The 26,421-nt window shown below is 73.6% G+C and carries 20 protein-coding genes; 7 read left to right on the top strand and 13 right to left on the bottom strand.

The window, feature by feature from the left end; translation table 11 throughout:
* Positions 1–123 precede the first annotated feature (123 nt).
* On the bottom strand, positions 124–1,296 hold the full coding sequence (locus tag ACH4SL_RS23670) for an inositol-3-phosphate synthase (protein ID WP_398448691.1): 1,173 nt from the start codon (positions 1,294–1,296) through the stop codon (positions 124–126).
* A 700-nt stretch (positions 1,297–1,996) separates the two neighbouring features.
* Here ACH4SL_RS23670 and ACH4SL_RS23665 point away from each other — a divergent pair.
* From ACH4SL_RS23665 to ACH4SL_RS23655, 3 genes are all read left to right on the top strand, one after another.
* Positions 1,997–3,301 carry an ROK family protein gene (locus ACH4SL_RS23665; RefSeq protein ID WP_398448689.1) on the top strand — a complete coding sequence of 435 codons (1,305 nt, stop codon included), beginning with the start codon at positions 1,997–1,999 and terminating at the stop codon, positions 3,299–3,301.
* 377 nt (positions 3,302–3,678) lie between these two features.
* On the top strand, positions 3,679–4,908 hold the full coding sequence (locus tag ACH4SL_RS23660; protein ID WP_398448687.1) for a ThuA domain-containing protein: 1,230 nt from the start codon (positions 3,679–3,681) through the stop codon (positions 4,906–4,908).
* 175 nt (positions 4,909–5,083) lie between these two features.
* A complete protein-coding gene (locus ACH4SL_RS23655; protein ID WP_398448685.1) occupies positions 5,084–8,041 on the top strand; it encodes a PQQ-dependent sugar dehydrogenase in 2,958 nt (985 codons plus the stop codon).
* Between the two features lie 66 nt (positions 8,042–8,107).
* Here the strand turns inward: ACH4SL_RS23655 and ACH4SL_RS23650 are convergent, their stop codons facing one another.
* The 3 genes from ACH4SL_RS23650 to ACH4SL_RS23640 all read right to left on the bottom strand — a co-directional run bounded on the left by ACH4SL_RS23650 (position 8,108) and on the right by ACH4SL_RS23640 (position 11,830).
* Positions 8,108–9,169 carry a substrate-binding domain-containing protein gene (locus tag ACH4SL_RS23650; RefSeq protein ID WP_398448683.1) on the bottom strand — a complete coding sequence of 354 codons (1,062 nt, stop codon included), beginning with the start codon at positions 9,167–9,169 and terminating at the stop codon, positions 8,108–8,110.
* A gap of 79 nt (positions 9,170–9,248) precedes the next feature.
* Positions 9,249–10,346, bottom strand: coding sequence for an ABC transporter permease (locus ACH4SL_RS23645; RefSeq protein ID WP_398448681.1), 1,098 nt, complete (start codon positions 10,344–10,346; stop codon positions 9,249–9,251).
* The gene (locus ACH4SL_RS23640; RefSeq protein WP_398448679.1) at positions 10,343–11,830 is read right to left on the bottom strand and encodes a sugar ABC transporter ATP-binding protein; all 1,488 of its coding nucleotides are present in this window, start codon (positions 11,828–11,830) and stop codon (positions 10,343–10,345) included. Before ACH4SL_RS23640 ends, ACH4SL_RS23645 begins: the two co-directional genes overlap by 4 nt.
* Before the next feature lie 267 nt (positions 11,831–12,097).
* Between ACH4SL_RS23640 and ACH4SL_RS23635 the strand changes: the two genes are divergently transcribed.
* Positions 12,098–12,991, top strand: coding sequence for an alpha/beta fold hydrolase (locus ACH4SL_RS23635; RefSeq protein WP_398448677.1), 894 nt, complete (start codon positions 12,098–12,100; stop codon positions 12,989–12,991).
* 33 nt (positions 12,992–13,024) lie between these two features.
* Here the strand turns inward: ACH4SL_RS23635 and ACH4SL_RS23630 are convergent, their stop codons facing one another.
* From ACH4SL_RS23630 to ACH4SL_RS23590, 9 genes are all read right to left on the bottom strand, one after another.
* Positions 13,025–13,819 (bottom strand): ferritin-like domain-containing protein, encoded by a 795-nt coding sequence (locus ACH4SL_RS23630; RefSeq protein ID WP_398448675.1) that lies wholly within the window; start codon positions 13,817–13,819, stop codon positions 13,025–13,027.
* Positions 13,820–13,985: 166 nt separating this feature from the next.
* Positions 13,986–15,086, bottom strand: coding sequence for an endo-1,4-beta-xylanase (locus tag ACH4SL_RS23625; RefSeq protein WP_398448673.1), 1,101 nt, complete (start codon positions 15,084–15,086; stop codon positions 13,986–13,988).
* Between the two features lie 173 nt (positions 15,087–15,259).
* Positions 15,260–16,609 carry a cryptochrome/photolyase family protein gene (locus ACH4SL_RS23620; protein WP_398448671.1) on the bottom strand — a complete coding sequence of 450 codons (1,350 nt, stop codon included), beginning with the start codon at positions 16,607–16,609 and terminating at the stop codon, positions 15,260–15,262.
* Positions 16,606–18,102, bottom strand: coding sequence for an SDR family oxidoreductase (locus ACH4SL_RS23615; RefSeq protein WP_398448788.1), 1,497 nt, complete (start codon positions 18,100–18,102; stop codon positions 16,606–16,608). Before ACH4SL_RS23615 ends, ACH4SL_RS23620 begins: the two co-directional genes overlap by 4 nt.
* Before the next feature lie 248 nt (positions 18,103–18,350).
* Positions 18,351–18,725 (bottom strand): hypothetical protein, encoded by a 375-nt coding sequence (locus ACH4SL_RS23610; protein ID WP_398448669.1) that lies wholly within the window; start codon positions 18,723–18,725, stop codon positions 18,351–18,353.
* Positions 18,726–18,877: 152 nt separating this feature from the next.
* Positions 18,878–19,300 carry a roadblock/LC7 domain-containing protein gene (locus ACH4SL_RS23605; protein ID WP_398448667.1) on the bottom strand — a complete coding sequence of 141 codons (423 nt, stop codon included), beginning with the start codon at positions 19,298–19,300 and terminating at the stop codon, positions 18,878–18,880.
* A 64-nt stretch (positions 19,301–19,364) separates the two neighbouring features.
* Entirely contained in the window at positions 19,365–20,177 is an 813-nt protein-coding gene (locus tag ACH4SL_RS23600; protein ID WP_398448665.1) for a transcriptional regulator, read from the bottom strand.
* Entirely contained in the window at positions 20,174–20,560 is a 387-nt protein-coding gene (locus ACH4SL_RS23595) for a hypothetical protein (RefSeq protein ID WP_398448663.1), read from the bottom strand. Before ACH4SL_RS23595 ends, ACH4SL_RS23600 begins: the two co-directional genes overlap by 4 nt.
* 186 nt (positions 20,561–20,746) lie before the next feature.
* On the bottom strand, positions 20,747–21,376 hold the full coding sequence (locus ACH4SL_RS23590; protein WP_398448661.1) for a MarC family protein: 630 nt from the start codon (positions 21,374–21,376) through the stop codon (positions 20,747–20,749).
* A gap of 119 nt (positions 21,377–21,495) precedes the next feature.
* On the opposite strand from ACH4SL_RS23590, the gene ACH4SL_RS23585 reads away from it, so the two are divergent.
* The 3 genes from ACH4SL_RS23585 to ACH4SL_RS23575 all read left to right on the top strand — a co-directional run bounded on the left by ACH4SL_RS23585 (position 21,496) and on the right by ACH4SL_RS23575 (position 26,393).
* The gene (locus ACH4SL_RS23585) at positions 21,496–23,190 is read left to right on the top strand and encodes an MDR family MFS transporter (protein WP_398448659.1); all 1,695 of its coding nucleotides are present in this window, start codon (positions 21,496–21,498) and stop codon (positions 23,188–23,190) included.
* A 21-nt stretch (positions 23,191–23,211) separates the two neighbouring features.
* A complete protein-coding gene (locus tag ACH4SL_RS23580; RefSeq protein ID WP_398448657.1) occupies positions 23,212–23,673 on the top strand; it encodes a universal stress protein in 462 nt (153 codons plus the stop codon).
* A gap of 182 nt (positions 23,674–23,855) precedes the next feature.
* The gene (locus ACH4SL_RS23575) at positions 23,856–26,393 is read left to right on the top strand and encodes a polysaccharide lyase family 8 super-sandwich domain-containing protein (protein ID WP_398448655.1); all 2,538 of its coding nucleotides are present in this window, start codon (positions 23,856–23,858) and stop codon (positions 26,391–26,393) included.
* Positions 26,394–26,421 lie beyond the last annotated feature (28 nt).

Genomic DNA, 26,421 nt, shown 5'->3' with positions numbered 1-26,421 from the left:
CGTCGCGACCGTGCCGCAAGAGGCAGCCCGTGGCGCAGCGGCGCGGGGCACAGCGCGAAGCCCCACCACCGCAAGGTCGCGGAACCCACCGCACGTGGCAGCCCGGAGCGCACCCGGGGCAGCTCACCGCGCCGAGGGCGCGCGACTCGCCCATGCGAGGAGCCGCTCGAACTGCGGGACGAGCCGGTGCTCGTCCGCGGCCAGCGGGTCCTTGAAGAAGAAGGCGAACTGCGGCTGCGGCCCCACCGCGCCGCGGGTCATCGCGAGGCCGAGGAGCCGCACGAGGTCCAGGACCAGCGGCGCGGCCAGCGCCGAATCGCACCCCTGCCAGGTGAACTGCATCGTCATCCGGACGCCGAGGAAGCCGTCGAAGGCGATGTGGTCCCACGCGGTCTTCCAGTCGCCGAGCGCGGGCACCTCGTCGATGTGCACCTCGCCCTCGACCGGGTCGGGGAGGAGTTCGGCGAGGCTGCGCCCCTTGGACGCGTTCTTGCTCGCCGCCGCCGCGGGGTCCGCGAGGGTCGCCCCGTCGCCGCCGCCGAGCAGGTTCGTACCGGACCACGCGCGGACCCGCAGGGCGCGGTGCGCGAACATCGGGGCGAGCGCGCTGCGTACCAGCGTCTCGCCGGTCTTGCCGTCGTTGCCCGTGTAAGGGACACCGGCCGCCGCGGCGAGCTGGTCGAGCGCGGGCAGCCGCATCGCGCCGGAGGGTGTGAAGTCGACGTAGCCGCAGCCCGCGCCGAGGGCCGCGTACGCGTACAGCGCGTGCGGCGGCAGGACGGGCTCGGGCCCGGCCAGGGCGGTGCGCAGCGCGGCGAGGTCGGCGAAGGCGGGGTGCGGGGCGGGCTGCGGCGCGGTCGAGGAGAGGTTGACCACGACGACGTGCTCCAGCCCGTGCCGCTCGCGGAAGTCGGTGAGCTGCCGGGCGAGCGCGGTGGCCTGCGGCGCCTGCCGGCCGGCCGCGGCGGCGACGCCGGGCCGGAGTTCCCGCTCGGCGGCGGCGAGCGCGGGCCCGACCGCGGCGGGCAGGTCCGCGGGGAGCACCCCGGCCGCGACGAGCTGCTCGGCGCGCTTGGCCAGCGGGACGCCGGTGACGTCGCTGCCGCCGAACACCAGGCCGGAGAAGGGCGTGAGGCCCGCCCCGCGGAAGTCGGGGAGTTCGGTGACGCAGCCGGTCGGCGGCACGAGCCCGGCGGCGAGCGCGGCGGCGCCGACGACGGCCGTGGTGGCGACCGAACCGCGCGCGCCGACGATCCACACCCCCAGCCGGCTGCCGTGTGCGGTGGCGGATCCCATGCCTTCACCTCCGGGTCGTGCCTGCCGCGGGCGTGCCGGGCAGGACTGGCGGGGCCGAGTGGTGCCTGGAGTTGCGGGGGAGCGGGCCGCGGCGGGCGGATCGGCGGGCGCCGCGGGAGGTGCGCGTACGGAGCCGGTGCGGGGACGGTACGTGCGGGGTGCGGGGGGCGGGGTGCGGGGGCGCCGCGCACAGCGGCATGCACGGCGCCGTACGCAGCCGGGACGCGCCGGCGGAGCGGGGAGGGACGGGCGCCCGCCGGGCCCCTGCGGTCCGGCCGTGCCGCCCGCGCCCTCGACGCCGGCGTAGCGGTTCGTCAGTTCAGCAAATAAACTAATCACCGCTTCCCCGCGCGGCAAGAGGCGGTCAAGAATCCGTTGAACGCACCACGGGCCAGGGCCGGTCGGGCGACTCTGGGGGTGGGTCCGCGGCGGCTGCCGGGGGCCGGGATGCGTACCGCGGAAGTCGCCGCGTAAGGTGCGTTCCCGGCATCCGCAACGATCATCGTGAGCGGGGCGCGGTCACCCGCCGCACCCGCCGCCGTAGGCTCCGGGGAGACGGCTGTCGCTTCCTGTGCATGTCCTGTGGGTCGTTGACCTGCTGCGAAGCAACTATTAGTTTATTGAATCAATTAATGGGCCTAAGAGGTTTCCGGGGCCGGACCCGTCGCGGTCCGCGCTCGCGGAGAAAGGTCGCAGTGTGATGAACGGCGGCGGGCAGCCGGCGAGCAAGCAGAGCATGCGCCGGCACAACCTGGCGCTGGTGCTCCGTCAGGTCGCGGCCAGTGAGAGCGCCTCGCGGGCCACCGTCGCGGCCAGGGTGGGGCTGACCAAGGCAACCGTGTCCTCCCTCGTGGAGGAGCTGCGGCTGGCGGGCCTGGTGGTCGAGCACGTGCCGGAGAACCAGGGCCGCGTCGGCCGGCCGGGCGGCGCGCTCGCCCTCAACCCGCAGGGCGCGGCCGGTGTCGGCGTCGAGGTCAACGTCGACTACACCGCGGTCTGCGTCGCCGACCTCACCGGCGCGCCCCGGGTGCGGCTCACCGAACGCGCCGACAACCGCGGCCGGGACGCCGAGGAGACGCTGCACGCGGCGGGCCGGCTCGCCGCGCGGGCCATCGCGGCGGCCCGCCGCGCCGGGCTGGCGCCGGTCCAGGTCACGCTCGGGGTGCCGGGCCTGGTCCACGACGACAAGGTGCTGCACGCGCCCAACCTGGACTGGCGGCACGTCCCCGCCGCCGAGCTGCTCGGCCGCGGCCTCGGCCGGCAGCGGCCGGCGGTCGCGGTGGACAACGAGGCCAACCTCGCCGCGATCGGGGAATTCCAGGAGCGCCCGGCGGGCGCCGGGGCGAGCTTCCTGTACGTGTCCGGCGAGATCGGCATCGGCGCCGGGCTGATGGTGGACGGCACGCTGTTCCGCGGCGGCGGGTTCGCGGGTGAGCTGGGCCACGTCACGGTGATTCCGGACGGGCCCGAGTGCGGCTGCGGCGCGCGCGGCTGCCTGGAGCGGTACGCGGGCCAGGACGCGCTGCTGGAGGCCGCGGAGCTGGACACCGCGAGCGCGACCCGGCTCGGCTCGGTCCCGGCCGCGCCCGCGGCCGGGACCCGCGCGGGCGGCGCCCGCCGGCAGGCCCTGCGGGACGCCCCGGCGGAGACGCACGCGCCGGTGGACCGGCTCGCGGCGCTGGCCGCCGACGGGGACGAGGCCGCGGTCAGGGCGCTGGCGGTGGCCGGGCGGGCGCTCGGCGTCGCGCTGTCCGGCGCGGTGAATCTGCTGGACCCGCCGGAGGTGGTGATCGGCGGGATCTACGCCACGCTCGCGCCCTGGCTGGTGCCCAGCCTCCAGGTGCAGTTGCACGAGCGGGTCACCTCGGGCCGCTGGCGCTCGGACCGGCTCCAGGTCTCCGGGCTCGGCACCGAGGCGGCGGTACGCGGCGCGGCGGGCGCGGGGGTGCAGGCGATCCTGCGCGACCCGTCGGCGTACATCGACCTGACCAGCCCGGAGGCCTGACGGCCCGTCAATCCCCGCCCGCCCGCGCCCCGGTGGCGGCGGAAGCGGCGCGCCCCCCGGCCCTCCGCCCCGCGTTCCCGGAGCCTTGCGGGCATGTCTGCGACAACCCTTGACGCTCCGCTGTCGGGCAATTAGTTTTTTGACCCAACGAACCAATCCATCACCCTGCTTGTGGTTTGCGCTGATCAGCGGGCCGCAGGCAGGCTGGAAGCATCCCTTGGTGGCGCATTTTCCCCGAGGTGATGCCGCCCTACCGTGAGACGGACCCGTCGCTGCCCGGTGCGAGCAGACGTGCTCCGCCGCGCCCCGGCGCGGTCCGTCGTCCCCTGCGGTACATCCCCCCATCCCGCAGCACGTGCGTTCCACGAGGAGCCGCCATGCGCACCCCCCGCCCACGCACCCGCCTTGCCCTTGCCGCCGCCCTGAGCCTGACCGCGGCGGCCGTCCTGACCGCCGTCGCCCCCTCGGCGGGCGCCGCGACCGACCGGGCGCCCGCCGCGCACTCCGCCGCGGCGGCACCGTTCAAGATCCTGGTCTTCTCCAAGACCACCGGCTTCCGCCACGACTCCATCCCGGCCGGCATCGCCGCCATCCAGCAGCTCGGGCAGCAGAACAACTTCACGGTCGACGCCACCGAGGACGACTCGGTCTTCACCGACGCCAACCTCGCGCAGTACGCCGCCGTCGTCTTCCTGTCCGCGACCGGCGACCCGGTCACGACACAGGCCGAGAAGGACGCCTTCCAGCGCTACATCGAGAACGGCGGCGGCTACGTGGGCGTCCACGCGGCCTCCGACAGCGGCTACTCCTGGGCCTGGTACGGGAGCCTGGTCGGCGCCTACTTCAAGCAGCACCCCGCCATCCAGGCCGCCACCGTCCACGTCGAGGACCACGTCCACCCCTCCACCCAGGGGCTGCCGAACGCGTACACCCACACCGACGAGTGGTACGACTTCCAGACCAACCCCCGCTCCCAGGTGCACGTCCTGGCATCGGTCGACGACAGCACCTACACCGGCTCGACGATGGGCGACGACCACCCCACCACCTGGTGCCACGACTACGACGGCGGCCGCGCCTGGTACACCGGCATGGGCCACACCGCCGAGAGCTACGCCGAACCGGAGTTCCTGCAGCTGCTGCTCGGCGGTATCCGGACCGCCGCCGGCGTGGTGCCCGCCGACTGCTCGGTGGACTCCACCCCGCCGCCCGCCGAACACGGCGTCAGCCTCAAGGCGCACGCCAACGGCAAGTACGTGACGGCGCCCAGCGCCACCGCGCCGCTCATCGCGAGCAGCTCCACGGTCGGCACCCACGAGACGTTCGACGAGATCGACCTCGGCGGCGGCAACGTCGCGCTGCGCGCCCACACCGACAGCCAGTACGTGACGGCGGAGAACGCCGGGGCGCAGTCGCTCATCGCCAACCGCGGCGCGGTGGCGCAGTGGGAGACCTTCCAGCTGGTCCACAACGGCGACGGCAGCATCAGCCTCAAGGCCGCGGCCAACGGCAAGTACGTCACGGCCGAGAACGCCGGCGCGGCGCCGCTGATCGCCAACCGGACCGCGATCGGCCCGTGGGAGGAGTTCGACCTCACCACCCGCTGAGGCCGCACCCCCGCACCACCCCCTTTGCCGCGTACGCCCCCGTACGGCGTACGCCACACCTCCGCATGCGCCCGGACCGCGTACCGCGGAGCACCTCTCCGCCACGGCCGCACCGCCATCCGCGGCCGTAGTGGAGTGTCATGACCATGATCGCGGCGACCCGAATCGTCCGCACATGACCATCCCCCTCACCGAGGAGACCCACGTGTTGCCCGTACGACCACATAAGCGCCCCGGGGTGCGCCGCCGCCTGCGCGGCTGGCTGGCCCTGCTGGTGGCGCTGCTCGCGCTGCCCGCCCTCGCGGTGCTCACCACCGCCCCGGCGAACGCCGCGGCCGCGCACCCCGCCGCCGTGAAACCGGCCGTCGCCGGCGTCCCGGACAGCAGCTTCCAGAAGGTGCTGCTGAACAACTCGGGCGGAAACCCGCTCCAGTTGGACATCGCCAGTGACGGCCGGGTCTTCTTCATCGACATGCTCGGCGACGTCCGGATCATCAACACCGGCGGCACCACGGTGACCGCCGGGCACCTCGACGTCTTCACGGCGAACGAGAGCGGCCTGCTGGCGATGGCCCTCGACCCGGCCTTCGCCACCAACCACTGGATCTACCTCTACTACTCGCCCGCCGCGGCGAGCGTGGACCGGCTCAGCCGCTTCACCGTCAACGGGTCCACGATGGACCTGTCCAGCGAGAAGGTGCTGCTGGAACTCCCGGTGCAGCGCGCCGAGTGCTGCCACCACGGCGCCGGCATGGCGATGGACCACAAGAACGGCAACCTGTGGCTCTCCGTCGGCGACAACACCAACCCCTTCGCCTCGGACGGCTACGCCCCGATCGACGAGCAGTCCGGCCGCGCCGCCTGGGACGCGCAGCGCACCGCCGGCAACACCAACAGCCTGTCCGGCAAGGTGCTGCGCATCCACCCCGAGGCCAACGGCACGTACACCATCCCGTCCGGCAACCTCTTCCCGCCCGGCACCGCCAAGACGCGGCCCGAGATCTACGCGATGGGCTACCGCAACCCCTTCCGGCTCGCCCTGGACCCGAAGACCGGCAACGCCGTGGTCGGCAACTACGGCCCGGACGCAGGCGCGGCCAACTCCGCGCGCGGACCGCAGAACACCGTCGAGTGGGATCTGCTGAGCAAGCCGGTCAACGCGGGCTGGCCGTACTGCATCGGCAACAACACCCCCTACATCGACTACAACTTCGCGACCAAGACCTCCGGCCAGCCCTTCGACTGCGCCGGCGGCCCGACCAACGACTCGCCGAACAACACCGGTCTGACCAAGCTGCCGCCGGCCACCCCGGCGACGGTCTGGTACCACTACAGCGCCGACCCGAACAACTTCCCGCTGCTCAGCGGCGGCGCCCCGATGGCCGGCCCGGTCTACCGCTACGACGCCAACCTCAGCTCGGACCGCAAGTGGCCGCAGGCCATGGACGGGCAGGCGATCTTCTCCGAGTGGAACACCAGCAAGGTCTACACCTTCCATGTGAAGTCGGACAGCACGGGCATCGACGACATGCAGCCGTTCCTGCCCTCGGTGTCGTTCAAGAAGCCGATGGACATGAAGTTCGGTCCTGACGGCGCCCTCTACATGGTCGAGTGGGGCACCGGCTACGGCGGCAACAACGCCGACGCCGGCATCTACCGCATCGACTACCTCAACGGCGGCGCCCTGCCGGTCGCCAAGGCGGCCGCGAACAGGACCAGCGGTCCGGCCCCGCTCGCGGTGAACTTCTCCAGCAGCGGTTCCAGCGACCCGGCCGGCGGCAGCCTCACCTACAAGTGGGACTTCGGCGACGGCTCCACCTCCACCACCGCCAACCCCAGCCACACCTACAACGCGGTCGGCAACTACACCGCCGTGCTGACCGTCACCAACAGCGCGGGCAAGTCCGCGACATCGAGCGTCGCCATCACGGCCGGCAACACCGCGCCCACGCTCACCATCCACTCGCCGCCCGACGGAGGCCTGTTCGACTGGGGCGACAAGGTCAGCTTCTCGGTCACGGTCACCGATCCCGAGGACGGCACGGTCGACTGCAACCAGGTCAAGATCCAGGCCATCCTCGGCCACGACACCCACGGCCACCCGCTCGACCAGTACACCGGGTGCAGCGCGACGGTGACCACGACGCTGTCCAACGGCCACAGCGACGGCGACAACGTCTTCTACGTCATCGAGGCCAGCTACACCGACAAGGGCGGCTCCGGCGGCGCGGCCCCGCTCACCGGGCGCGCCCAGATCACCCTTCAGCCCAAGCACAAGCAGGCGGAGTTCTTCACCGACACCGGCCGGGCGAGCGACGGCCAGGGCACCGACACCCCGGGTGTCACGGTCGAGAACGGCGCCGACAGCGCGGGCGGCGGCCAGGACATCGGCTTCATCGAGGACGGCGACTACTGGACCGAGTCGCCCATCGCGCTGGACAACACCACCGCGGTGACCTTCCGGGCCGCCTCGGCGAATTCCGGCGGCCGGATCGAGGTCCGCTGGAACGCCGCGAACGGCCCGCTGCTCGGCACCGCCACCGTCCCCAGCACCGGGGCCTGGCAGACGTACACCGACGTCACCGCCAACCTCAGCAACGTGCCCACCGGCAGCGGCAAGGTCTACTACGTCGCCCGCAACCCGTCGGGCAGGACCGGGCCCGGCGCGCTGATGAACGTCAACTGGATGGTGTACACCGGCGCCGGGGTCGGCACCCCCGGCACCCCCGGCAGCGGTACCGGCGGCATCAGCCTCAAGGCGCACGCCAACGGCAAGTACGTGACCGCCGACGACGCCGGCGCCTCGCCGCTGATCGCCAACCGCGACACCGTGGGCCCCTGGGAGACCTTCGACGAGATCGACCTCGGCGGCGGCAACATCGCGCTGCGCGCCCACGCCAACAGCCAATACGTGACGGCGGAGAACGCCGGGGCGCAGTCGCTCATCGCCAACCGGGCGACGGCCGGCTCCTGGGAGACCTTCCAGCTCGTGCACAACTCCGACGGCAGCGTCAGCCTCAAGGCGGGCGTCAACGGCAAGTACGTGACGGCGGAGAACGCCGGGGCGCAGCCGCTGATCGCCAACCGGGCGGCGATCGGCCCGTGGGAGGAGTTCGACCTCGCCACCGTGTGACCCCCACCGCATGGCGAAGTGCCCCGGGCCGCGACGGCCCGGGGCACTTGTGCGCTTCCCGGCAGGTCAGGTGAAGGACGTCGGCAGGTACTGGTCGACGTTGTCCTTGGTCACCGTCGCCGAGAAGAGCGTGATGAAGGTCGGCACCTCCTGCTCCACCAGGTCGCCGATGCCCTTGCTCTGCCCGATCAGCCGGGCGAGCGTCACCGCCGACGCCGACATGCTCGACGGGTAGACGACGGTGGCCTTCAGCACCCCGCTGTCCGCCTTGATCTGCTGCATGGCGTGCTTGGACCCGGCGCCGCCGACCATGAAGAACTCGCTGCGTCCGGCCTGCTTGATGGCCGCCTCCACGCCGATGCCCTGGTCGTCGTCGTGGTTCCAGACCGCGTCGATCTTCGAGCGGGCCTGGAGCACGTTGCTCATGACCTGCTGGCCGCTGTCCGCGGTGAACTGCGCGGCCTGCCGGATGCCGACCGAGAAGCCCGCCTTGGCGAGCGCGTCCTTGAAGCCCTGGCTGCGCTGCTTGGTGAGGTCCAGGTTGTCGATACCGGCGATCTCGGCGATCACCGGCTTGCTCACGCCCTTGGCCTTCAGCGTCTTCGCGATGTACTGGCCCGCGTTGACGCCCATGCCGTAGTTGTCGCCGCCGATCCAGGTGCGGTAGGAGAGCGAGTTGTCGAAGACCCGGTCCAGGTTGACCACCGGTATCCCTGCGTCCATCGCCTGGCCGCCGATCGCGGTGAGGGCCTTGCCGTCGAAGGGCAGGACCACCAGGACGTCGACCTTCTTGTCGATGAGCGTCTGGACGGCGCTGATCTGCGCGTTGACGTCGTTGGTGCCCTCGGCCGCCTGGAAGCTGACGTCCGAGTACTGCCCGGCCTGCGCCTTGGCGTTCTTGGTGATCGCCGCCATCCAGCCGTGGTCGGCGGCGGGTGCGGAGAAGCCGATCGTGACGTGCTTGCCCGGGGTGCCGGAGGAGGCCGCGTCCGTCGCCTTGACGTTGGCCTCGGCGTCGTCGTTGCTCGCGTTGCTGGTGCACGCCGACAGCAGCAGACCGCTGCCCAGCGCGCCCGCGCCGAGCAGCATGCTTCTGCGGCCCATCGCGGCGGATCCGGTCTCTTTCATGCGGGTGGTCCCTTCGTCGGGAAGGTCGGAGGGTGGGGGAGAGCGGGGGTGGGGCTTCGGGGGCGGAGCGGACGGGACGTCAGGTGGCCGGGGCGGCGCGGCCGGCGCGGGTGCGCTGCAGCAGCACGGCGCCGATGATGATCAGCCCCTTGGCGATCTCCTGGGTGTCCGTCGTGAGGTTGTTCAGCACGAAGATGTTGGTGATCGTGGTGAAGACCAGGACGCCGAGGATCGACCCGACGAGCGAGCCGCGCCCGCCGGCCAGCAGGGTGCCGCCGATGATCACCGCGGCGATCGAGTCCAGCTCGTAGAGGTTGCCGAGGTTGCTCGCGCCGCTGGTGGTACGGGCGGTGAGCATGACCGCCGCGACACCGCAGCACACCCCGGACAGCAGGTAGAGCAGCATGGTGTGGCGGCGTACCGCGATCCCGGCGAGCCGGGCGGCCTCCGGGTTGCCGCCGACGGCGAAGGTGCGGCGGCCGAACGTCGTACGGTTCAGCAGCAGCCAGCCGGCGACCACGATCGCGGCCATCAGGTACACCAGCAGCGGGACGCCCAGGAACTTGTCCGTCGCGATCCGGTTGAAGGAGTCGACCGTCACCACCTGCGACTGCCGGTCGGAGATCCGCTCGGCGACACCGCGGGCCGAGGCCATCATCGCCAGCGTGGTGATGAAGGCGACGATCTTGCCGTACGCGATCAGGAAGCCGTTGAGCAGCCCGACCGCCGCGCCGACGACGACCGCGGTGAAGAGCATCCCGGCCAGCCCGTGCGACTGGGTGGCCACCGTGGTGCACCACACCGACGCCACGGCCACGATCGCACCCACCGACAGGTCGATGCCGCCGCCGATGATGACGAACGTCTGGCCCACCGTGATGACCCCGATGACGGCCGCGCTGGTGAGGATGTTGAGGATGTTGTTGCTGGTCAGGAAGGTCCCGGAGGTCGTGGTGCCGACCACGCCGAGCAGCAGCAGCACCACCACGAGGCCGAGGCTGTGCATCTGGCTCAGCGGCATCAGCCGCGCCCACCGCGCCGCGCCCCCGGCGGCCGCGTCCGTGGCGGGCTTCCCCGGTGCGGGCTCGACCGGCGACGGCGTGCCGGTCGCTGCGGCGCCGGACCCGGACGGCGGCGGCGCGTCCTTCGCGGGTCTCGGGGTGGTCTGGTCGCTCATGTGCGGCTCTCCTCCATCACGAGGTCGAGTACATGGGATTCCTTGAGCGAGGCGGCCGGGGCCTCGTGGACGATCCGGCCCTCGCGCAGTACGAGCGCCCGGTCGGCGAGCCCGAGCACCTCCGGGACCTCGCTGGACACGAACAGCACCGCGACCCCGGAGTCCGCCAGTTCGCGCACCAGCGCGTACAGCTCGGCCCGGGCGCCGACGTCCACCCCGCGGGTCGGCTCGTCGAGCAGCAGCACCCGGCAGCCGCGCAGCAGCCAGCGGGCCAGCACCGCCTTCTGCTGGTTGCCGCCGGACAGCGTGCCGACCGCGCGGGAGGGGTCGGCCGGCCGCAGGTCGAGGGCGGCCACCCGCTCGGCGGCCGCCGCGCGCTCCCGGCGCCGGTCCACCCAGCCGAAGCGCGCGAAGCGCCCCAGCGAGGAGACGCTGACGTTGCGTACGACGCTGTCGTGCAGGAAGAGCGCCTGGCCCTTGCGCTCCTCGGGGGCGAGCCCCACCCCCGCCCGTACCGCCGCGGTCACCCGGCCCGGCGGCAGTACCGCGCCGTCCACCCGGACCGTGCCGGACGACGGGCGGGACGCGCCGTACACCGCGTGCAGGATCTCCGAACGGCCCGAGCCGACCAGCCCCACCAGCCCGACGATCTCGCCGGCGTGCACGGTGAAGCTGACGTCCTCGAAGCTGCCCGGCAGTGTCAGGTGCTCGACCCGCAGCAGTTCGGTGCGCTGCCGCGGATCCTCGGCCGCGGGCCGTTCGGGGAAGGCGTACGACGCCTCCCGGCCGGTCATCAGCGCCACCAGCCGGGCGGTCGGGGTGCTCGCCGGCAGCCCGGCGGCGACCGTGCGGCCGTCCTTGAGGACGGTCACCCGGTGGCCGATGGTGCGGATCTCGCCCATCCGGTGCGAGATGTAGAGGACGGCGACGCCCCTGGCCGTCAGGTCGCCGATGACCCGGAAGAGGTTGCCGACCTCGTCCTGGGTGAGCACCGCCGACGGCTCGTCCATCACGATCAGCCGGGTGTCGTGCGACAGCGCCCGCGCCATGCTGACGATCTGCTGCTGCGCGGGCGACAGGCTGCCGACCTCGGTGCCGGGGGAGATCTCCGGGTGGCCGAGCGAGCGCAGCAGTTCGCGGGCCGCGCCCGCGGTCTCGCCGCGGCGGGTGACGCCGAAGTGGGCCCGCTCGTGGCCCAGGAAGATGTTGTCGGCCACCGACAGGCCGTGGACCAGGTCGAGTTCCTGGTAGATGGTCGCGATGCCGTGCCGCATGGCGGCGGTCGGGCTGGGCAGCGTGACGGGCTCTCCGTCCCAGGCCAGATCGCCGCCGTCCGGCTGGTGCGCGCCGGCCAGCACCTTGATGAGGGTCGACTTCCCGGCGCCGTTCTGGCCGAGCAGGCAGTGCACCTCACCGGCCCGTACCTCCAGATCGACACCGTCCAGCGCCTTGGCGCCGGGAAACTGTTTGGTGATTCCCCGCATTCGGAGCAGAGGAGAACTCACATCGCCACCTAGGGAAGGGGGAAGTGTGCGCAGGAGAGGAACTGTCCGTGCCGAAACAGGCACAAAGTGTTTGTTCGTCAGTTCAGCGAACAAACTAATGAGCGCCGTAGGTGAGGGCAAGAGCGGGGACGGCACCAGTTTGGAAACCGTCGGCGCGTCAGATGCATTGTGTACGGTGTATAGTTTACGATGTATACGAGGCTGGAAGCATGTGCCGACCGCACCGCCGCGAGGAGCCCGATGCCGATGACCACCGAGACCTTCCCGACCACCCGCACCGTCGAGCTGTCCGCGGGTCCGGTCGACTACCGCGACACCGGCGGTACGGGCCCCGCGGTCGTGCTGCTGCACGGCCTGCTGATGGACGGCACGCTGTGGGACGAGGTGGCAGCGCGGCTGCGCGACGGCCACCGGGTCCTCGTACCGACCCTGCCGATGGGCGCCCACACCCGCCCCGCGCGCGACGGCGCCGACCTGTCACCCGCCGGACTGGCCCGGCTCGTGGGCGAGTTCCTGGAACGCCTCGACCTGCGCGACGTCACGCTGGTCGGCAACGACACCGGGGGAGCGCTGGTCCAGCTGCTCGTCGCGCAGGCCGCCGAGCAGGACGCGGGCGCCGCCGCCGCGATGGAACGGGTCGGCGCGGTGGTCCTCGCCTCCTGCGACGCCTACGACAACTTCCCGCCGGGACTGACCGGCCGGACCGTGGTCCTCACCGGCAAGCTGCCGCCCGCCCTGTTCGGGCTGTTCATGCAGCAGATGCGGCTGCGCCCGATGCGCCGGCTGCCCGTCGCGTTCGGGCAGCTCACCAAGCGCGGCGACGCCGCCACCGCCCGCTGGATGCGCGCCCTGCTGGCCGACGCCGGTGTGCGGCGGGACGCGGTCCGGGTGCTGCGCGGCATCGCCGCCGACCGGCACGCCCTGGAGCGCGCCGCCGCCGCGCTGCCCGGCCTCGACCGGCCCGCGCTGGTGGTGTGGGCCGAGGGCGACCGGGTCATGCCGCCCGAGCACGGCCGCCGGCTCGCGGCGCAGATCCCGCGGGCCCGGCTGGTCGTCGTCCCCGACAGCTGCACCCTGCTGCCGCTGGACCAGCCGGGGCCGCTCGCCGACGCCGTCCGCGAGCTGGTGCGCAGCCGCTGACGGTACGCCGGGCGGTACGGGGCCGGGCGGTCCTCAGGTCGTCGCCTCGGCGGCGACCGGCCCGCCGCCCAGCGCGTTGCGCAGCCGCGGCTCGGGCATGGCCAGGCTCGTCATCCGGCGCCGGCCGACCAGCCGCTCGTAGCTGTACACCGCGTGGATGCCCGCCCGCAGCAGCGCCGACTTCGCCGCGGACCAGCGCAGGATCTCGCCCATGTGCGTCATCACCGCGACGCTGACGTCCCGGTAGATCGCGATCTCGGCGGCGGCGCACTCGCGCAGGGTGCGCTGGATCAGCCGCCCGTGGCCGGCCGCGGTCAGCCGGAGCAGCTCCTCGTGGCAGTAGGCGAGGTGGTTGTCCTCGTCGCGGGCGATCTGGCGCACCGCGCGGCCGATCTCCGGATGCGTGCCGAACAGCTTGACCAGCAGCGCCATCTGCTCCGAGGCGCGCTGCTCGGTCACCCGGCTGTGCGCCAGATAGGTGACGATGTCCTGCTCGCTCAGCGGCTCGTCGGCCTTCAGCCGGGAGTGTGCGAGGCCGATCCCGGACCGCTCCAGCAGCATCGTGTAGTCGGTGTCCGCGGGCACCGGAGCCGGTTCCAGGTGGCGGCCGTGCAGCAGGCCGTTGAAGATCCGGCCGTGCTTCTCCTCGTCCGCGCCGTGCCGGGCGATCTTCGGGGCCAGCTCCGCGAGCGCGGGCGGCACCAGGGCCGCGATCCGGCCGTTCTCCCAGCCGCCCTGCGACTCCCCGCTCGCCGCGATGGAGCAGAAGAGCCGGAAGGAGTCGTCGTTGTCGAGGATCTCCGTGAAAAGGCTGCGCGCCGACAGCATGGCGCTTCTCCTCTCGCCGCCACCGGATGTCACGACGAGTCAAGGCCGAGCCCGCGGGGCCCGCAACCGGGCGGTCCCGGCGCTGCGCCGTCCGGACTACCCGGGACGGTGGTGACCCCGCCAGGACCGGTCCGAGCCGCCGGCCCGGTCCTGGCGGGGAGCGGGGTCAGCGGCGGGCCTGCCGCAGGTCCTGGGCGAGGGCGGCGTAGGCGCCCTTCGGCCGGTAGTCCTCGTCGAGGATCGCCGCCTCGCCCTCGCCCCGGAAGGAGTCGGGCACCCAGGAGTGCTTGTCGGTGAAGCCCCACACCGTGAAACCGGTGCAGTGCGGGGTGCGCAGGCAGCCGTCCAGCAGCACCTGGTACGCCTGCGCCTGCGCCTCCCGCTCGCCGCTGTCGGCGGGCAGCGGGATGCGCACGTCGGCCTCGGTGATCGCGGTCTGCACGCCGAGCGCGTCGAAGCGCCCCATGGTGGCGGCGAGGTCGCGCGGCGCGGGGTAGCGCGTGTCGAGGTGGCCCTGGAAGCCGACGCCCTGGACGGGGACGCCCTTCTTGCGGAGCCTGGCGACCAGGTCGTACAGCGCGTCGCTCTTGGGCCCCGCGCTCTCGGTGCCGTAGTCGTTGATGAAGAGCACGGCCTTCGGGTCCGCCTCGTGGGCCCAGGTGAAGGCGTCCTCGATGTAGCCGGGGCCGAGCTTCTGCAGCCACATGTCGGTGCGGTACGAGCCGTCGTCGGCGAAGGCCTCGTTGACGACGTCCCACTGCCAGATCCGGCCCTTGAAGTGCGTGACCTCGCTGGTGATGTGGTCGTGCAGGATCTGCCGCAGCTCGTCCGCGCCGAAGTCCTGCGCCGTCAGCCAGAGCGGCAGCTGCTGGTACCAGACCAGCGCGTGACCGCGGACCAGCTGGCCGTGCGCCTCGGCGTACGCCACCAGGGCGTCGGCCTGCGTGTAGTCGTAACGGCCGCGGGACGGCTCGACGGCTTCCCACTTCATCACGTTCTCCGGGGTGACCGAGGAGAACTCGCTGCCGACCTTCGCCGCGTACGGCGCCTCGTGCGCCAGCGCGTCGGAGTCGACGGCCGTGCCGACGCGGATGCCGGCCTGCTGCGCCGACACGCGCAGCGGCGGACCGGCCGCGGTCACCGCCGGCGGTGCGTCCTCGCCCGAGCCGGACGTGCCGGACACCAGGTGCGGGACGACGACGGCCAGCACGCCCGCCGCGACCGCGGCGACCGCGCCGAGTGCGACGGCGCGGGTCATTCTCCTCATGGGGGTCCTTCGGGCAGGCGGAACGGCAGTGCTCGGCGGGTCGGCACTCCGAATGTTTCGGAATCGATCACGCAACTTGCGGACGCAACCTAAGGCCTGCTTCCCGGCCGGTCAATATCCCGGACACACCCCGTTCCGCCGGCGCCCCGCGCCGTTACGTCCCGCCGTGCCGCTCAGTCCAGGCCGCGGGCCTGCCGGAAGCGCGCCAGACCGTCGGGCAGCTCGATCAGCGGCTCCGGATACCCCTTGCGGTCGGCCGCCGGAAGTTTCCAGGGCTCGTGCACCGCGGGCCCCTCCACCGCGGCCAGTTCCGGCACCCAGCGGCGGACGTAACCGCCGTCCGGGTCGTAACGGCGCGCCTGCAGCAGCGGGTTGAGGACCCGGTTCGGCCGGGAGTCCGTGCCGGTGCCCGCGACCCACTGCCAGTTGAGCTGGTTGTTGGCCACATCGCCGTCCACCAGCAGCTCCAGGAAGTGCTCCGCGCCCACCCGCCAGTCGATGTACAGCGTCTTGGTCAGGAAGCTCGCCACCAGCAGCCGCGCCCGGTTGTGCATCCAGCCCTCCGCGCGCAGCTGGCGCATCCCCGCGTCCACCACCGGGTAGCCGGTCCGGCCCTCCCGCCAGGCCTGCGCGTCCGCCTCCGCCGCCCGGCCGGTACGCCAGCGGTCGTGCCGGGTGCGGTAGTCGGCCGCCGACACCTGCGGGCGGACCGCGAGCAGCTGCCGGTTGAAGTCCCGCCAGCACAGCTGCCGCACGAACGCCTCCGCGCCCGGACCGCCCGCCGCCCGCGCCCGGTGCACCGTCTCGACCGCCGACAGCGTCCCGAAGTGCAGATGCGGCGACAGCCGCGAGGTGCGGTCGCCCGCCAGGTCGTCCTGCCCCGTCGCGTACCCCGTCAGGCCGCCGCGCAGCCATGCCGTCAGCCGCCGCCGGGCCGCCCCCTCGCCGCCCTCCGCGGGACCCGCGGGCACCTTCGGCAGCGCCGCCGAGCCCACCTCGTCCGGCACCCGCACCCGGCGCGGCGCGGGCAGCGTGTCCCGCAGCCGGTAGCCGGACCAGTGCCGGAAGTACGGCGTGAACACCGCGAAGTGGTCCGAACTCTGCGGGGTCAGCGCGCCCGGCGGCACCGCCGTGACGACCGTGTCGTGCACGTGCAGCCGCCGCCCCGCCGCCGTCAGCGCCCGCCGCAGCCGGTCCTCGCGGCGCTGCCCGAAACCGCTGTCCGCCGCCGCGAGATGGACCTCGGCCGCGTCGCACTCGGCGGCCACCGCGCACACCTGCTCCGCCGGGTCGCCCTCGCGCACCACCAGCCGCCCGCCCCGCTCGCGCAGCCCACCGTCGAGGTCGGCCAGGCACCCGGCGAGGAAGGCCGTCCGGTGCGGGGCCGCGAAACCGGCCCGCGCCACCGCCGGGTCCCGCACGAACAGCGGCACCACCTCGTCGGCCGCCGCCAGCGCCGCCCGCAGCGGCGGATGGTCGTGCAGCCGCAGATCACCCGTGAAGAGCACCACCGCGCGCCTCATCCGCCCGCGCCTCCCGTCTTCTCCTGCTCGGCCGAACGCGCCGCCGCCCGTGCGATGTTGCGGGCCATGCCGCCGAAGACGGCGGCGTGGAAGGGCGCGACCCCCCACCAGTACGCGTGGCCCAGCAGCCCGCGCGGCAGGAAGACCGCCCGCTGCCGGTAGCGGGTGCGCCCCTCGGAATCCCGGTCGACGCACATCTCCAGCCACGCCAGACCCGGCAGCCGCATCTCGGCCCGCAACCGCAGCAGCCGCCCGCGCTCGATCTCCTCGACCCGCCAGAAGTCCAGCGAGTCGCCGACCCGCAGCCGGTGCGCGTCCCGCCGCCCGCGCCGCAGCCCGACCCCGCCGAAGAGCCGGTCGACCAGCCCGCGCACCACCCACGCCACGCCGAGCGAATACCAGCCGTGCTCGCCGCCGATGCCCTCGATCACCCGCCACAGCGCCTGCGGGCTCGCGTCGACGACCGCCTGCCGCCGGTCGGTGTAGAGACTGCCGCCCGCCCAGTCCGGGTCCGTCGGCAGCGGGTCGCTGGGGGCGCCCGGGACGGCCGCCGACGACCAGCGGGTGTCGACCTGCGCCTCCCGCACCCGGCGCAGCGCCAGGGTGAGGGCGCGGTCCACCCCGACCGGGCCGCCCGGCGGGTCGGGGACGTACGCCTCGATGTCGTGCTCGTGGCAGACCACCTCGTGCCGCAGCGACTCCGCCAGCGGCCGGGCCACTCCCGCCGGGACGGGGGTGACCAGGCCGATCCACAGGCTGGACAGCCGCGGGGTGAGCACCGGCACCGGGACGATCAGCCGCTTGGGGAGCCCCGCGACAGCGGCGTAACGGCGCATCAGATCCCGGTAGGTGAGCACGTCGGGGCCGCCCACGTCGAAGGCCCGGCTGACGTCCGCGGGCATCGCCGCGCTGCCGACGAGCAGCCGCAGCACGTCCCGTACGGCCACCGGCTGGACCCGGGTGCGCACCCAGCTCGGCGTGACCATCACCGGCAGCCGCTCGGTGAGGTAGCGCAGCATCTCGAACGACGCCGAGCCCGACCCGATGATGACCGCCGCCCGCAGCACGGTCGTCGGCACCCCCGAGGCCAGCAGCACCTCGCCGACCTCCGCGCGCGAGCGCAGATGCGGTGACAGCTCGCGGCGCGGCACCCCGTGCGGGGTGAGCCCGCCGAGGTAGACGATGCGCCGCACCCCGGCCGCCCGCGCCCGCTCGCCGAAGATCCGGGCCGCCCGGCGGTCGGTCGCCTCGAAGTCCCGCCCGCTGCCGAGCGAGTGCACGAGGTAGTACGCGACGTCGGCGCCCTCCGCCGCGGCCGCCACCGACGCCTCGTCCGTCACGTCCCCGGCGACCACCTCGGCGCGGTCCGCCCACGGCTGGTCGCGCAGCTTGACCGGTGTACGGGCCAGGCAGCGCACCCGGTAGCCGGCGGCCAGCAGCTGGGGGACCAGCCGCCCGCCGATGTAGCCGGTCGCCCCCGTCACCAGGCACAGCCGCCCGCCGCCGGGACCCGCCTGCGGTCCCGTACCCGGCTCCGTGTCCCGGCCCGCTCCCGGGTCCGGTGCGTCGTCCACGTCCACGTCCGCTCCCCCCGCGCCGCCGGTCGCCGCGGCCGCTGCCGCGCTGTCGGCCCCAGCACACCACGCCTGGCCCGCCGCCGCCGGGCGCTGCGGCCGCAGGTCACCCGAAGCGACCAACGGCGCGCCCGGCGGGGCGGGGGAAGACGGGGGAGCGGCCTGGCTCACACCTCCAGGTCGTTCTCGATGGACTTGAGCTGGTGCCGGGCCATCGCCAGATTCGCCCGGCCGCGGTCCAGCGCCAGGTAGAGGAAGAGCCCGGACTTGCCGCGGCCGTGCAGCAGCCGGATCAGGTGGTACTGCGAGCCCAGCGTGATGAGGATGTCCTCGATCTCGTCCTTGAGGCCGAGCATCTCCATGGTGCGGGCCTTGGCGCGGACCACGTCGGTGTTGCCCGCCGCGGCCACGGTGAGGTCGAGGTCCTTGCTCCCGCCGATCGTGCCCAGCGCCATGCCGCTGGTGTAGTCGACGAGCGCCACGCCTATGACGCCCTCGATCGAGGTCATCGCGTCCTTGAGGGCGGTTTCGGTGTTGGCCATGATCTTCCTGCTTCCCTTCGACGGTGTGTCAGGTGCTTGCGGTGGATGAGGGGTCTTGGGCGGCGCTGCCGCTCCGGCCGCCTCGCGGCCCTCCCGGGCGCGCGGCCGGGCGGCCCGGCCGCCGCGCGCCGCCCGCGGCCGCTGCTCGCCGGTCACGGCGCGCCGCCGCCGGCGGGCAGCGCCGCCGTACGCTCGGGCCGCGCGGTGGAGCCGTCCAGCAGCGCGGCCACCCGGGCGCCGCTGCGGCGCGACTCCAGGTGCAGCCGGCCGACGTTGGTGTGCGGCCCGGCCAGGACCAGCAGGACGGCGTCGCGCCCGGCCGGGTAGAGCGCGACGCAGCCGTCGCCGCTGCGGATCAGCAGCTCGCGGAAGGACTCCTGGCCCGCCGCGTCGGTCAGCCGCAGCCCCACGCCGAGGGCGGCGGCGCTCAGCGCCGCGAAGCCCTCGGCCGGCAGGCCGGGCGGGTCGGCGGCGAGCAGCAGACCGTCGGCGGTCGCGGCGACCGCGCCGGTCACGTCCGGCAACCGTGCCCGCAGGCCCTCCAACTCGGTGCGTATCGCGGCTTCGTGGGCCATCGACTTTCTCCTCTCGGCACGCAGGGCACGCCGCTGCAGCACGCGCTTCACCGCCGCGCCCCCTTCACAACCGCTCCAGGGCGACCAGCAGCCGGCGCAGCAGCGCCGCGTCCGGGGTGTCGCCGATGCTCTGCACCCAGGCCGGCGCCCGGCCGGGCTGCCCGCTCCCCGCGGGCGGGGTCTCCACCAGGCCCAGCGCGGCCAGCCGGCGGACGTCCACCAGCGCGTGGAAGGCGGGCCGCCCCAGCAGCGCCGCGATCGCCGACGGGGTCCGCACCCCGTCCGCGAGGCCCAGCACCGCGGCCTGGCCGCGCGGCAGGTACGGCGGGCGGGCACCCGCCGCGCGGGCCGCGGGCGCGGGCGTCACGGGCGCCGTGTCCAGTTCCGGGTGCGGCCACAGCCGCTCCAGCAGCCGGCGCCGCCGCGACACCTCGCCCTCCACCGCCGCCACCGGCACCCCGCCGCCGGGCGAGCCGAACCAGTGCCGTACCCCGTGCCGGAAGCGGGTCGGGCCCGCGGCCGGGGCGAGGACGAACCAGGCCGCGTCGTGCAGCGCGCCGAGCCGGCCGATCTCCAGCTCGCCCGCCGCGATCCGGCCGCGCTCCACGAGCCGCCGCCCCACCGCGCACTCCGCGCCCGCCTCGGCCACCGCCTCTTGCCAGGCCTCCGGGCCGATCCGGCCGCCGGCGGTGAGCAGTACCTCGATACCGGGCGCCGCCGGGCTCTCGGCGTGCACCACCGCGCCCCGGTCGAGGTAGAGCGCGCCGGTGTCGCGTAACAGCACGCCGGTCGCGCGCTCCCCGGCGAGCCGGGCGAGCATGGGGGAGTGCGCCGCCGGGCCGCCCGTACCGCCGCCGCCCGCACCGCGGGCCGTCATGCCACGACCAGCTCCTCGGCCAGTTCCCGCATCCTGCGCAGGGCCAGGGCCAGGTTCGCCTGCGCCCGGTCCAGCCAGACGTAGAGGAACACCCCGCCCTCGTACGGGGCTTCGAGGAAGCGGATCAGGTGGTAGCCGCTGCGGGTGAGCACCACCGCCTCCTCGGCGGCGGGGCCGGGACCGGTGTGGCCCGCGGTGAAGACCGGGTGCTCCGCGGTGGCGCGGGCGTAGTCGGCGGTCTCGGCCGCGACGGTCTCGTGGTCGCCGGCCGCGGCCTCGCCGATCACCCCGAGCGCCAGCCCGCTGATCCACTCCACCAGGGCGGCGCCGCGCGCCCCCGGCAGCGCCATCGCCCGCAGCAGGCACTCGTCGATCCCGGACACACGACTCCCCTCGCCGCACGCTGCCGCGCGACCGCCTGTCCGGCGGTGACGAGTACGTTACGCACAGTGCCGCTCGTTCCGGGGAGTTCTGGCATTTTCCTGCGGTACATGCGGGCGGCGGGCTTAAGATGCCCCGGCCCTGGGGCGCGGCTCCCGTACGGTGGGCGGCCGCGGTTCGGCGGCCCGTCAGGAGCGGTGCCCCAGCGCGCTGACGCCCAGGTCCAGCAGACCGTCCAGGACGAGGTCGACGCCGACGGCCGCGAGCAGCAGCCCCAGCAGCCGGGCCACCAGCTCGACGACGGTGTGGTGCGTGCGCTGGAGCAGCGGCCCGAGCAGCAGCACGCACGCCAGGTCCACCGCGATGACGGTGACGAAGGCCGCGACCACCGTGCCGCGCCAGCCCCAGTCGGTGCGCTCGGCGGTCTCGATCAGCAGGCCGGTCATCGCCAGCGGGCTGACCACGTACGGCATCAGCAACTGCCGCATTCCGCTGGTCAGGTCGGGCCCGTCGTCGCCCGGCGCCTCGGCCCCGGTGTGCATCCCGAGCACCAGGCCGACCGCGTAGAGGAAGAAGATGACCCCGCCGGCCAGCGCCAGCGCGGGCGTCGAGATGTGGAACAGCTCCAGCAGCCAGGGCGAGGACAGGCCGGTCGCCACGCCGATCAGCACCGCGCCCGCCGACGACACCAGCGCGATGACGCGCAGATCCCGCCGCGGATGGTGCTGGGCGAGCCCCGCGAAGGCGAGCAGGACCTTGGGCGGCCCGATCACCGAGAAGAACGTGATGAAGGCGGCGGAGTACGTCAGGCTGATCATAACCGGCATCATGCGCAACAACCGGCTGCATAACGGGTATTGACGCCCGCCCGTTCGAAGGTTCGGTCGCACGGCAGTATCGTTGCCCAGGGCAAGCAGGATCTGGAGAGAGAGACCCTATGAGCGCCCAAGCAGATGCCGCGCAGACCGGTACAGCCGCACCGCCGACAGGCTACTCGCACCGGCAGATCATGATCATCCTGTCGGGCCTGCTGCTGGCGATGTTCCTCGCCGCACTCGACCAGACCGTGGTCTCCACCGCCATCTACAAGATCGGCGAGAGCCTCGACGGACTGACCGCACAGGCCTGGGTGACGACCGCCTTCCTCATCACCTCGACCATCGCCACCCCGCTCTACGGCAAGCTGTCCGACCAGTACGGCCGCAAGCCCTTCTTCCTCTTCGCGATATCCGTCTTCATCGTCGGCTCCGCGCTGTGCATGCTCTCGACGTCGATGTACATGCTCGCCGCCTTCCGCGCCTTCCAGGGCATCGGCGCCGGCGGCCTGTTCTCGCTGGCCTTCGCGATCATCGGCGACATCATCCCGCCGCGCGAACGCGCCAAGTACCAGGGCTACTTCATGGCGGTCTTCGGCACCTCCAGCGTGCTCGGACCGGTCATCGGCGGCTCGCTCGCCGGCCAGGACTCGCTGCTCGGCATCGACGGCTGGCGGTGGATCTTCCTGGTCAACGTGCCCATCGGGATCGCCGCGCTCGTCGTCGTCGCCAAGGTGCTGCACCTCAAGCAGGACAAGCGCCCGCACAAGGTCGACTCGTTCGGCGCCACGGCGCTCGTCGTCGCCCTGGTGCCGCTGCTGATCGTCGCCGAGCAGGGCCGCGAGTGGGGCTGGGGCAGCGGCCGCTCGCTCGGCTGCTACATCGTCGGCGTCGTCGGCATCGTCTGCTTCCTCCTCGCCGAACGCCGGGCGGGCGACGAGGCGCTGCTGCCGCTGCGGCTCTTCCGCAACGGCGTCTTCGCGCTGGGCTCCGCCCAGTCCGCGATCATCGGCATCGGGATGTTCGGCGGCATCACCCTCATCCCGTTCTACCTCCAGCTGGTCAAGGGCAACTCGCCCACCAAGGCCGGCCTGCTGATGCTCCCGCTGGTGCTGGGCATCATGGTCTTCTCGGCGGTCTCCGGCATCATCACCTCGCGCACCGGGCGCTACAAGATCTTCCCGGTCATCGGCTGCGCCCTGCTCGTCGCCGGCATGCTGATGCTCTGGCAGATCGACGCCGACAGCAGCCTGCTGTACGCGGACGCGGCGATGTTCCTGATCGGCGCCGGTCTCGGCCTGAACTTCCAGACCATCGTGCTGGCCATGCAGAACGCCGTCCCGCCGCAGGACATCGGTGTGGCGACGTCGTCGACGACGTTCTTCCGGCAGATGGGCGGCACGCTCGGCGTCGCCGTCTTCCTGTCCATCGTCTACTCCGTCGTGCCCGGCAAGATCAGCTCCGCCTTCGCCGCCGCCCGCGGCACGCAGGAATTCCAGCAGGCCGCGGCCGCGCACCCGGAGCAGCTCAAGACGCTCACCGGCGGCGGCTCGGACAGCCTCAACGACACGTCGTTCCTGAGCCACTTCGACCCGGTGCTCGGCCACCCCTTCAAGGTCGGCTTCACCGACGCCATGAACCTCGCCTTCCTGGTCTGCGGCGGTGTCCTGGTGCTGGCGATGCTGCTGTCCACGATGCTCAAGGAAGTGCCGCTGCGCACCACCGGGGCGGCCTTCGAGCGGCGCGAGGAGGAGCCGCCGGCCGGCGCCGACGAGGCGACCGCCGCGGCGGACGGCACGGACGGGCCGGCCGCGTAGCAGCGGGCACGGCGCGAGGCCGTGGGATCCGATCGGGCCGCCGCCCCGCGGGGCGGCGGCCGGGTGGTCGTCGTCGGTGTGGACGACTCCGACTCCTCCTGGCGCGCCGTCGCCTACGCCGTCGGCCTCGCCCGCCGGCAGGACGCGCTGCTGGTGCTCGTCCACGTGCTGCCGCAGCACGCAGCCGCGATGTTCGGCGGCGTCGCGTGGATGCTCGCCACCGACGACGTCGCGCTCGCCGCGCAGTTGCGCGACCGCATCGCCCGCGGGCTCGGGTCCGCCCCCGGACTGCCCGCACCCCGCTGGGAATTCCACCTGCTGCGGTCGGCGAGCGTCGCGACGGGCCTGGCGGCGACCGCCGACGACCTGCGCGCCGACACCGTCGTCATCGGCACCTCCCGCGGCCTGCGGCACCGGCTGTTCGGCTCCCCGGGCGTCCGCCTGGTCAGGACCCGCCGCTGGCCGGTGATCGTGGTGCCGTGAACGTCCGGGCGGGCCGGGTGGGCGGGTGCGCCGGACGGGCGGGCGCGGAGCCGACGCGTGCGTGCGTACCGGCGGGACGCGTGTCGCACCCCGTGACAGCGGGGGCCAAGGTTGCTTGAATGCGTCAGGCGCCCGGCCCGCCGCGGCGCCGCCGCTGTCCGCCGACCGCTGGAGCGTCCGCCGTGCAGATGTCCCGCCGTACCCTGCTCTCGACGCTCCCCGCCGGGGCCCTGCTGGCCCTCGCCGGGCGGATACCCGCCGCGCACGCCGCCGACCCGGACGACGCCGCCCGCGTCGTCGCCAACGCCACCGCCGTCTTCTGCGGCACCGCGGACTCCAACGCCCGCCCCGAGGTCGCCGGCAAGCTCGCCGCCATCCAGTCCGCCGCCACCTCCCACCTCGCCGCGATGGACGCCGCGGGCAGCGGCGAGCTCTTCCACGGCCTGGACCTCGGCACCAGCGACCCGCACCTGAGCACCTCCTTCCAGTACCTGTACGAGATCGCGGTCGCCACCCGCGCCCCCGGCTCCGCGCTGCTCGCCGACACCGCCGTGCAGCAGCGCGTCGTCGACGGCCTGACCTGGCTCTACGACCACTACTACGGCGACCAGTCGGCCGGCTACTACGGCAACTGGTTCACCTGGGAGATCGGCATCTCCACCTACGCCGGCCGCACCCTCGTGCTGCTCGGCGACACCCTCGCCGCCACCGCGCCCGACCTCACCGCCACCTACGTCGCGGCCATGGACGCGTACCTGCGCAACGGCAAGGACGGCGACGTCGACCTCGACTCGCGCTTCCACACCGGCGCCAACCTCGCCGACATCACCACCAACCGCATCCTGCAGGGCGCGGCGCTCGGCGACGCCGCCCGCATCACCAAGGCCGTCACCGACCAGCTCACCGTCTACGCCACCGTCGACCCGTACGCGCTCCGGCACGGTGTCACCGACGGCTTCTACGCCGACGGCTCCTTCCTCCAGCACTCCTCCGTCGCCTACACCGGCTCCTACGGCACCGGGCTGCTCACCCGCGTCGCGCAGACCGTCAAACTCCTCGACAGCACGGGCTACGCGCCGGACGGCGGCGGCCTCGCCGACATCGCCGCCGGCTGGGTCGCCGACAGCTTCGCGCCGCTGATCGTCGAGGGCTGGATGACCGAGGCCGTCAAGGGCCGCGCCGTCTCCCGGACCGGCACCGGATACGCCGACGCCGCCCCCGTCGTCGAGGCCGTCACCGACCTGTCCGGCCACGCCACCGCCGGGCACTCCGCCGCGCTCGCCTCGTACGCCAAGTACCTGCACCAGGTCACCCGGGCGGCGCCCGACCCGGCCGCATTCGTCTCCCCGGTCAGCGTCGCCGCGTACGCCGCGATCCTCGCCGACCCCGCCGTCCCCGCGCGCGACATCAACCCCGCGGCCCTGCACAGCGCCTACCCCGCCATGGACCGCAGCGTCCACCGCCGCCCCGGCTGGACCTTCGTGCTGGCCCGCAGCTCCGCGCGCATCAGCGGCTACGAGTACATGAGCGGCGAGAACCTGCTGCCCTGGCACCAGGGCGCCGGCGCCCACTACCTCTACCTCGCCGGGCAGGACCAGACGCAGAGCTTCGGCGTCGACTACTTCACCACCGTGCCGCCCGACCGGCTCGCCGGAGTCACCGCCCCCGACGAGACCCGGCTCAGCGTCCCCGAGCTGTACGGGACGCAGTGGTACGACAACCCCGCCGCGGGCTTCACCTCCTCCTCGGAGTCGCAGAACGCCTACGTCTACTTCCCGCGCGGCACCAACGCGCACTCCGGCGGCGCCGCCCTCGGCCCGTACGGCAGCGCCGCCATGGTCTACGCGCCCGACGCCGCCTGGACCGCCGCGCAAGCGGGCCTGCTCCCGGCCGACTTCACCGCCTACCGCGCCGCCGACGCGACCAGGTCGTGGTTCATGCTGGACGACGAGATCGTGGTGCTCGCCGCGGGCGTCGGCGACTCCGCCGGGCGTGCCGTCACCACGACCGCCGACGCGCGCATCGCCGGGGCCTCCGCCGCCGTCACCCTCACCGGCCGCACCCGGCACGGCGCCCCCGTCACCGGCCCCGGCACGGCGCCGCTGTCCTGGCTGCGGTACGCCGACGCCACCCAGGGCACGGCGGTCGGCTACGCCCTCCTCGGCCCGCACCTGCCGGACGCCACGGCCGCGCTCGACACCGTCACCCGCAGCCGCCGCACCGTACGGCTGAGCAACCCCAACACGGCCGTCACCAAGCAGGTCTTCACCCTGACCTTCCACCAGGCCGCCGGCGCCCCGCACACGGCGTTCGCGTACGCGATCCTCCCCGGCGCGAGCGAGTCGCGGCTGCGGGCGTACACCGCCGCCGGGCCCGTCTCGGTGCTAGCCAACACCACCGCCGTCCAGGCCGTACGGCACGCCGGGCTCGGCCTGCTCGGCGTCAACACCTTCACGCCCGGGCGGCACCGCGCCGGGCGCCTCACCGTCGACGGACCGGCGTGCGTCCTCGTGCGCGAGGCGCGCGACGGGACGGTGGAGGTGGCCGTCGCCGACCCCACCACCGCGCGCGACTCGCTGACCCTCCACCTCGCCGGCCGCCCCCTGCGCCCCGCCACCCCCTCCCCGGCGATCACCACCCACCGGGAAGCGGGCGGCACGACGCTGCGAGTGACGACCCGCCACACGTACGGCGCGACCCTGACGGTGACCTTGCGGTGACCCCGACCGGGGCGTAAAGGCCCCCAGC

This window comes from Streptomyces sp. NPDC021020 (assembly GCF_044333285.1).
Lineage (GTDB): Bacteria > Actinomycetota > Actinomycetes > Streptomycetales > Streptomycetaceae > Actinacidiphila.
The sequence above is the reverse complement of the archived record's forward strand: the minus strand, read 5'-3'. Positions and strand labels throughout refer to the sequence as shown.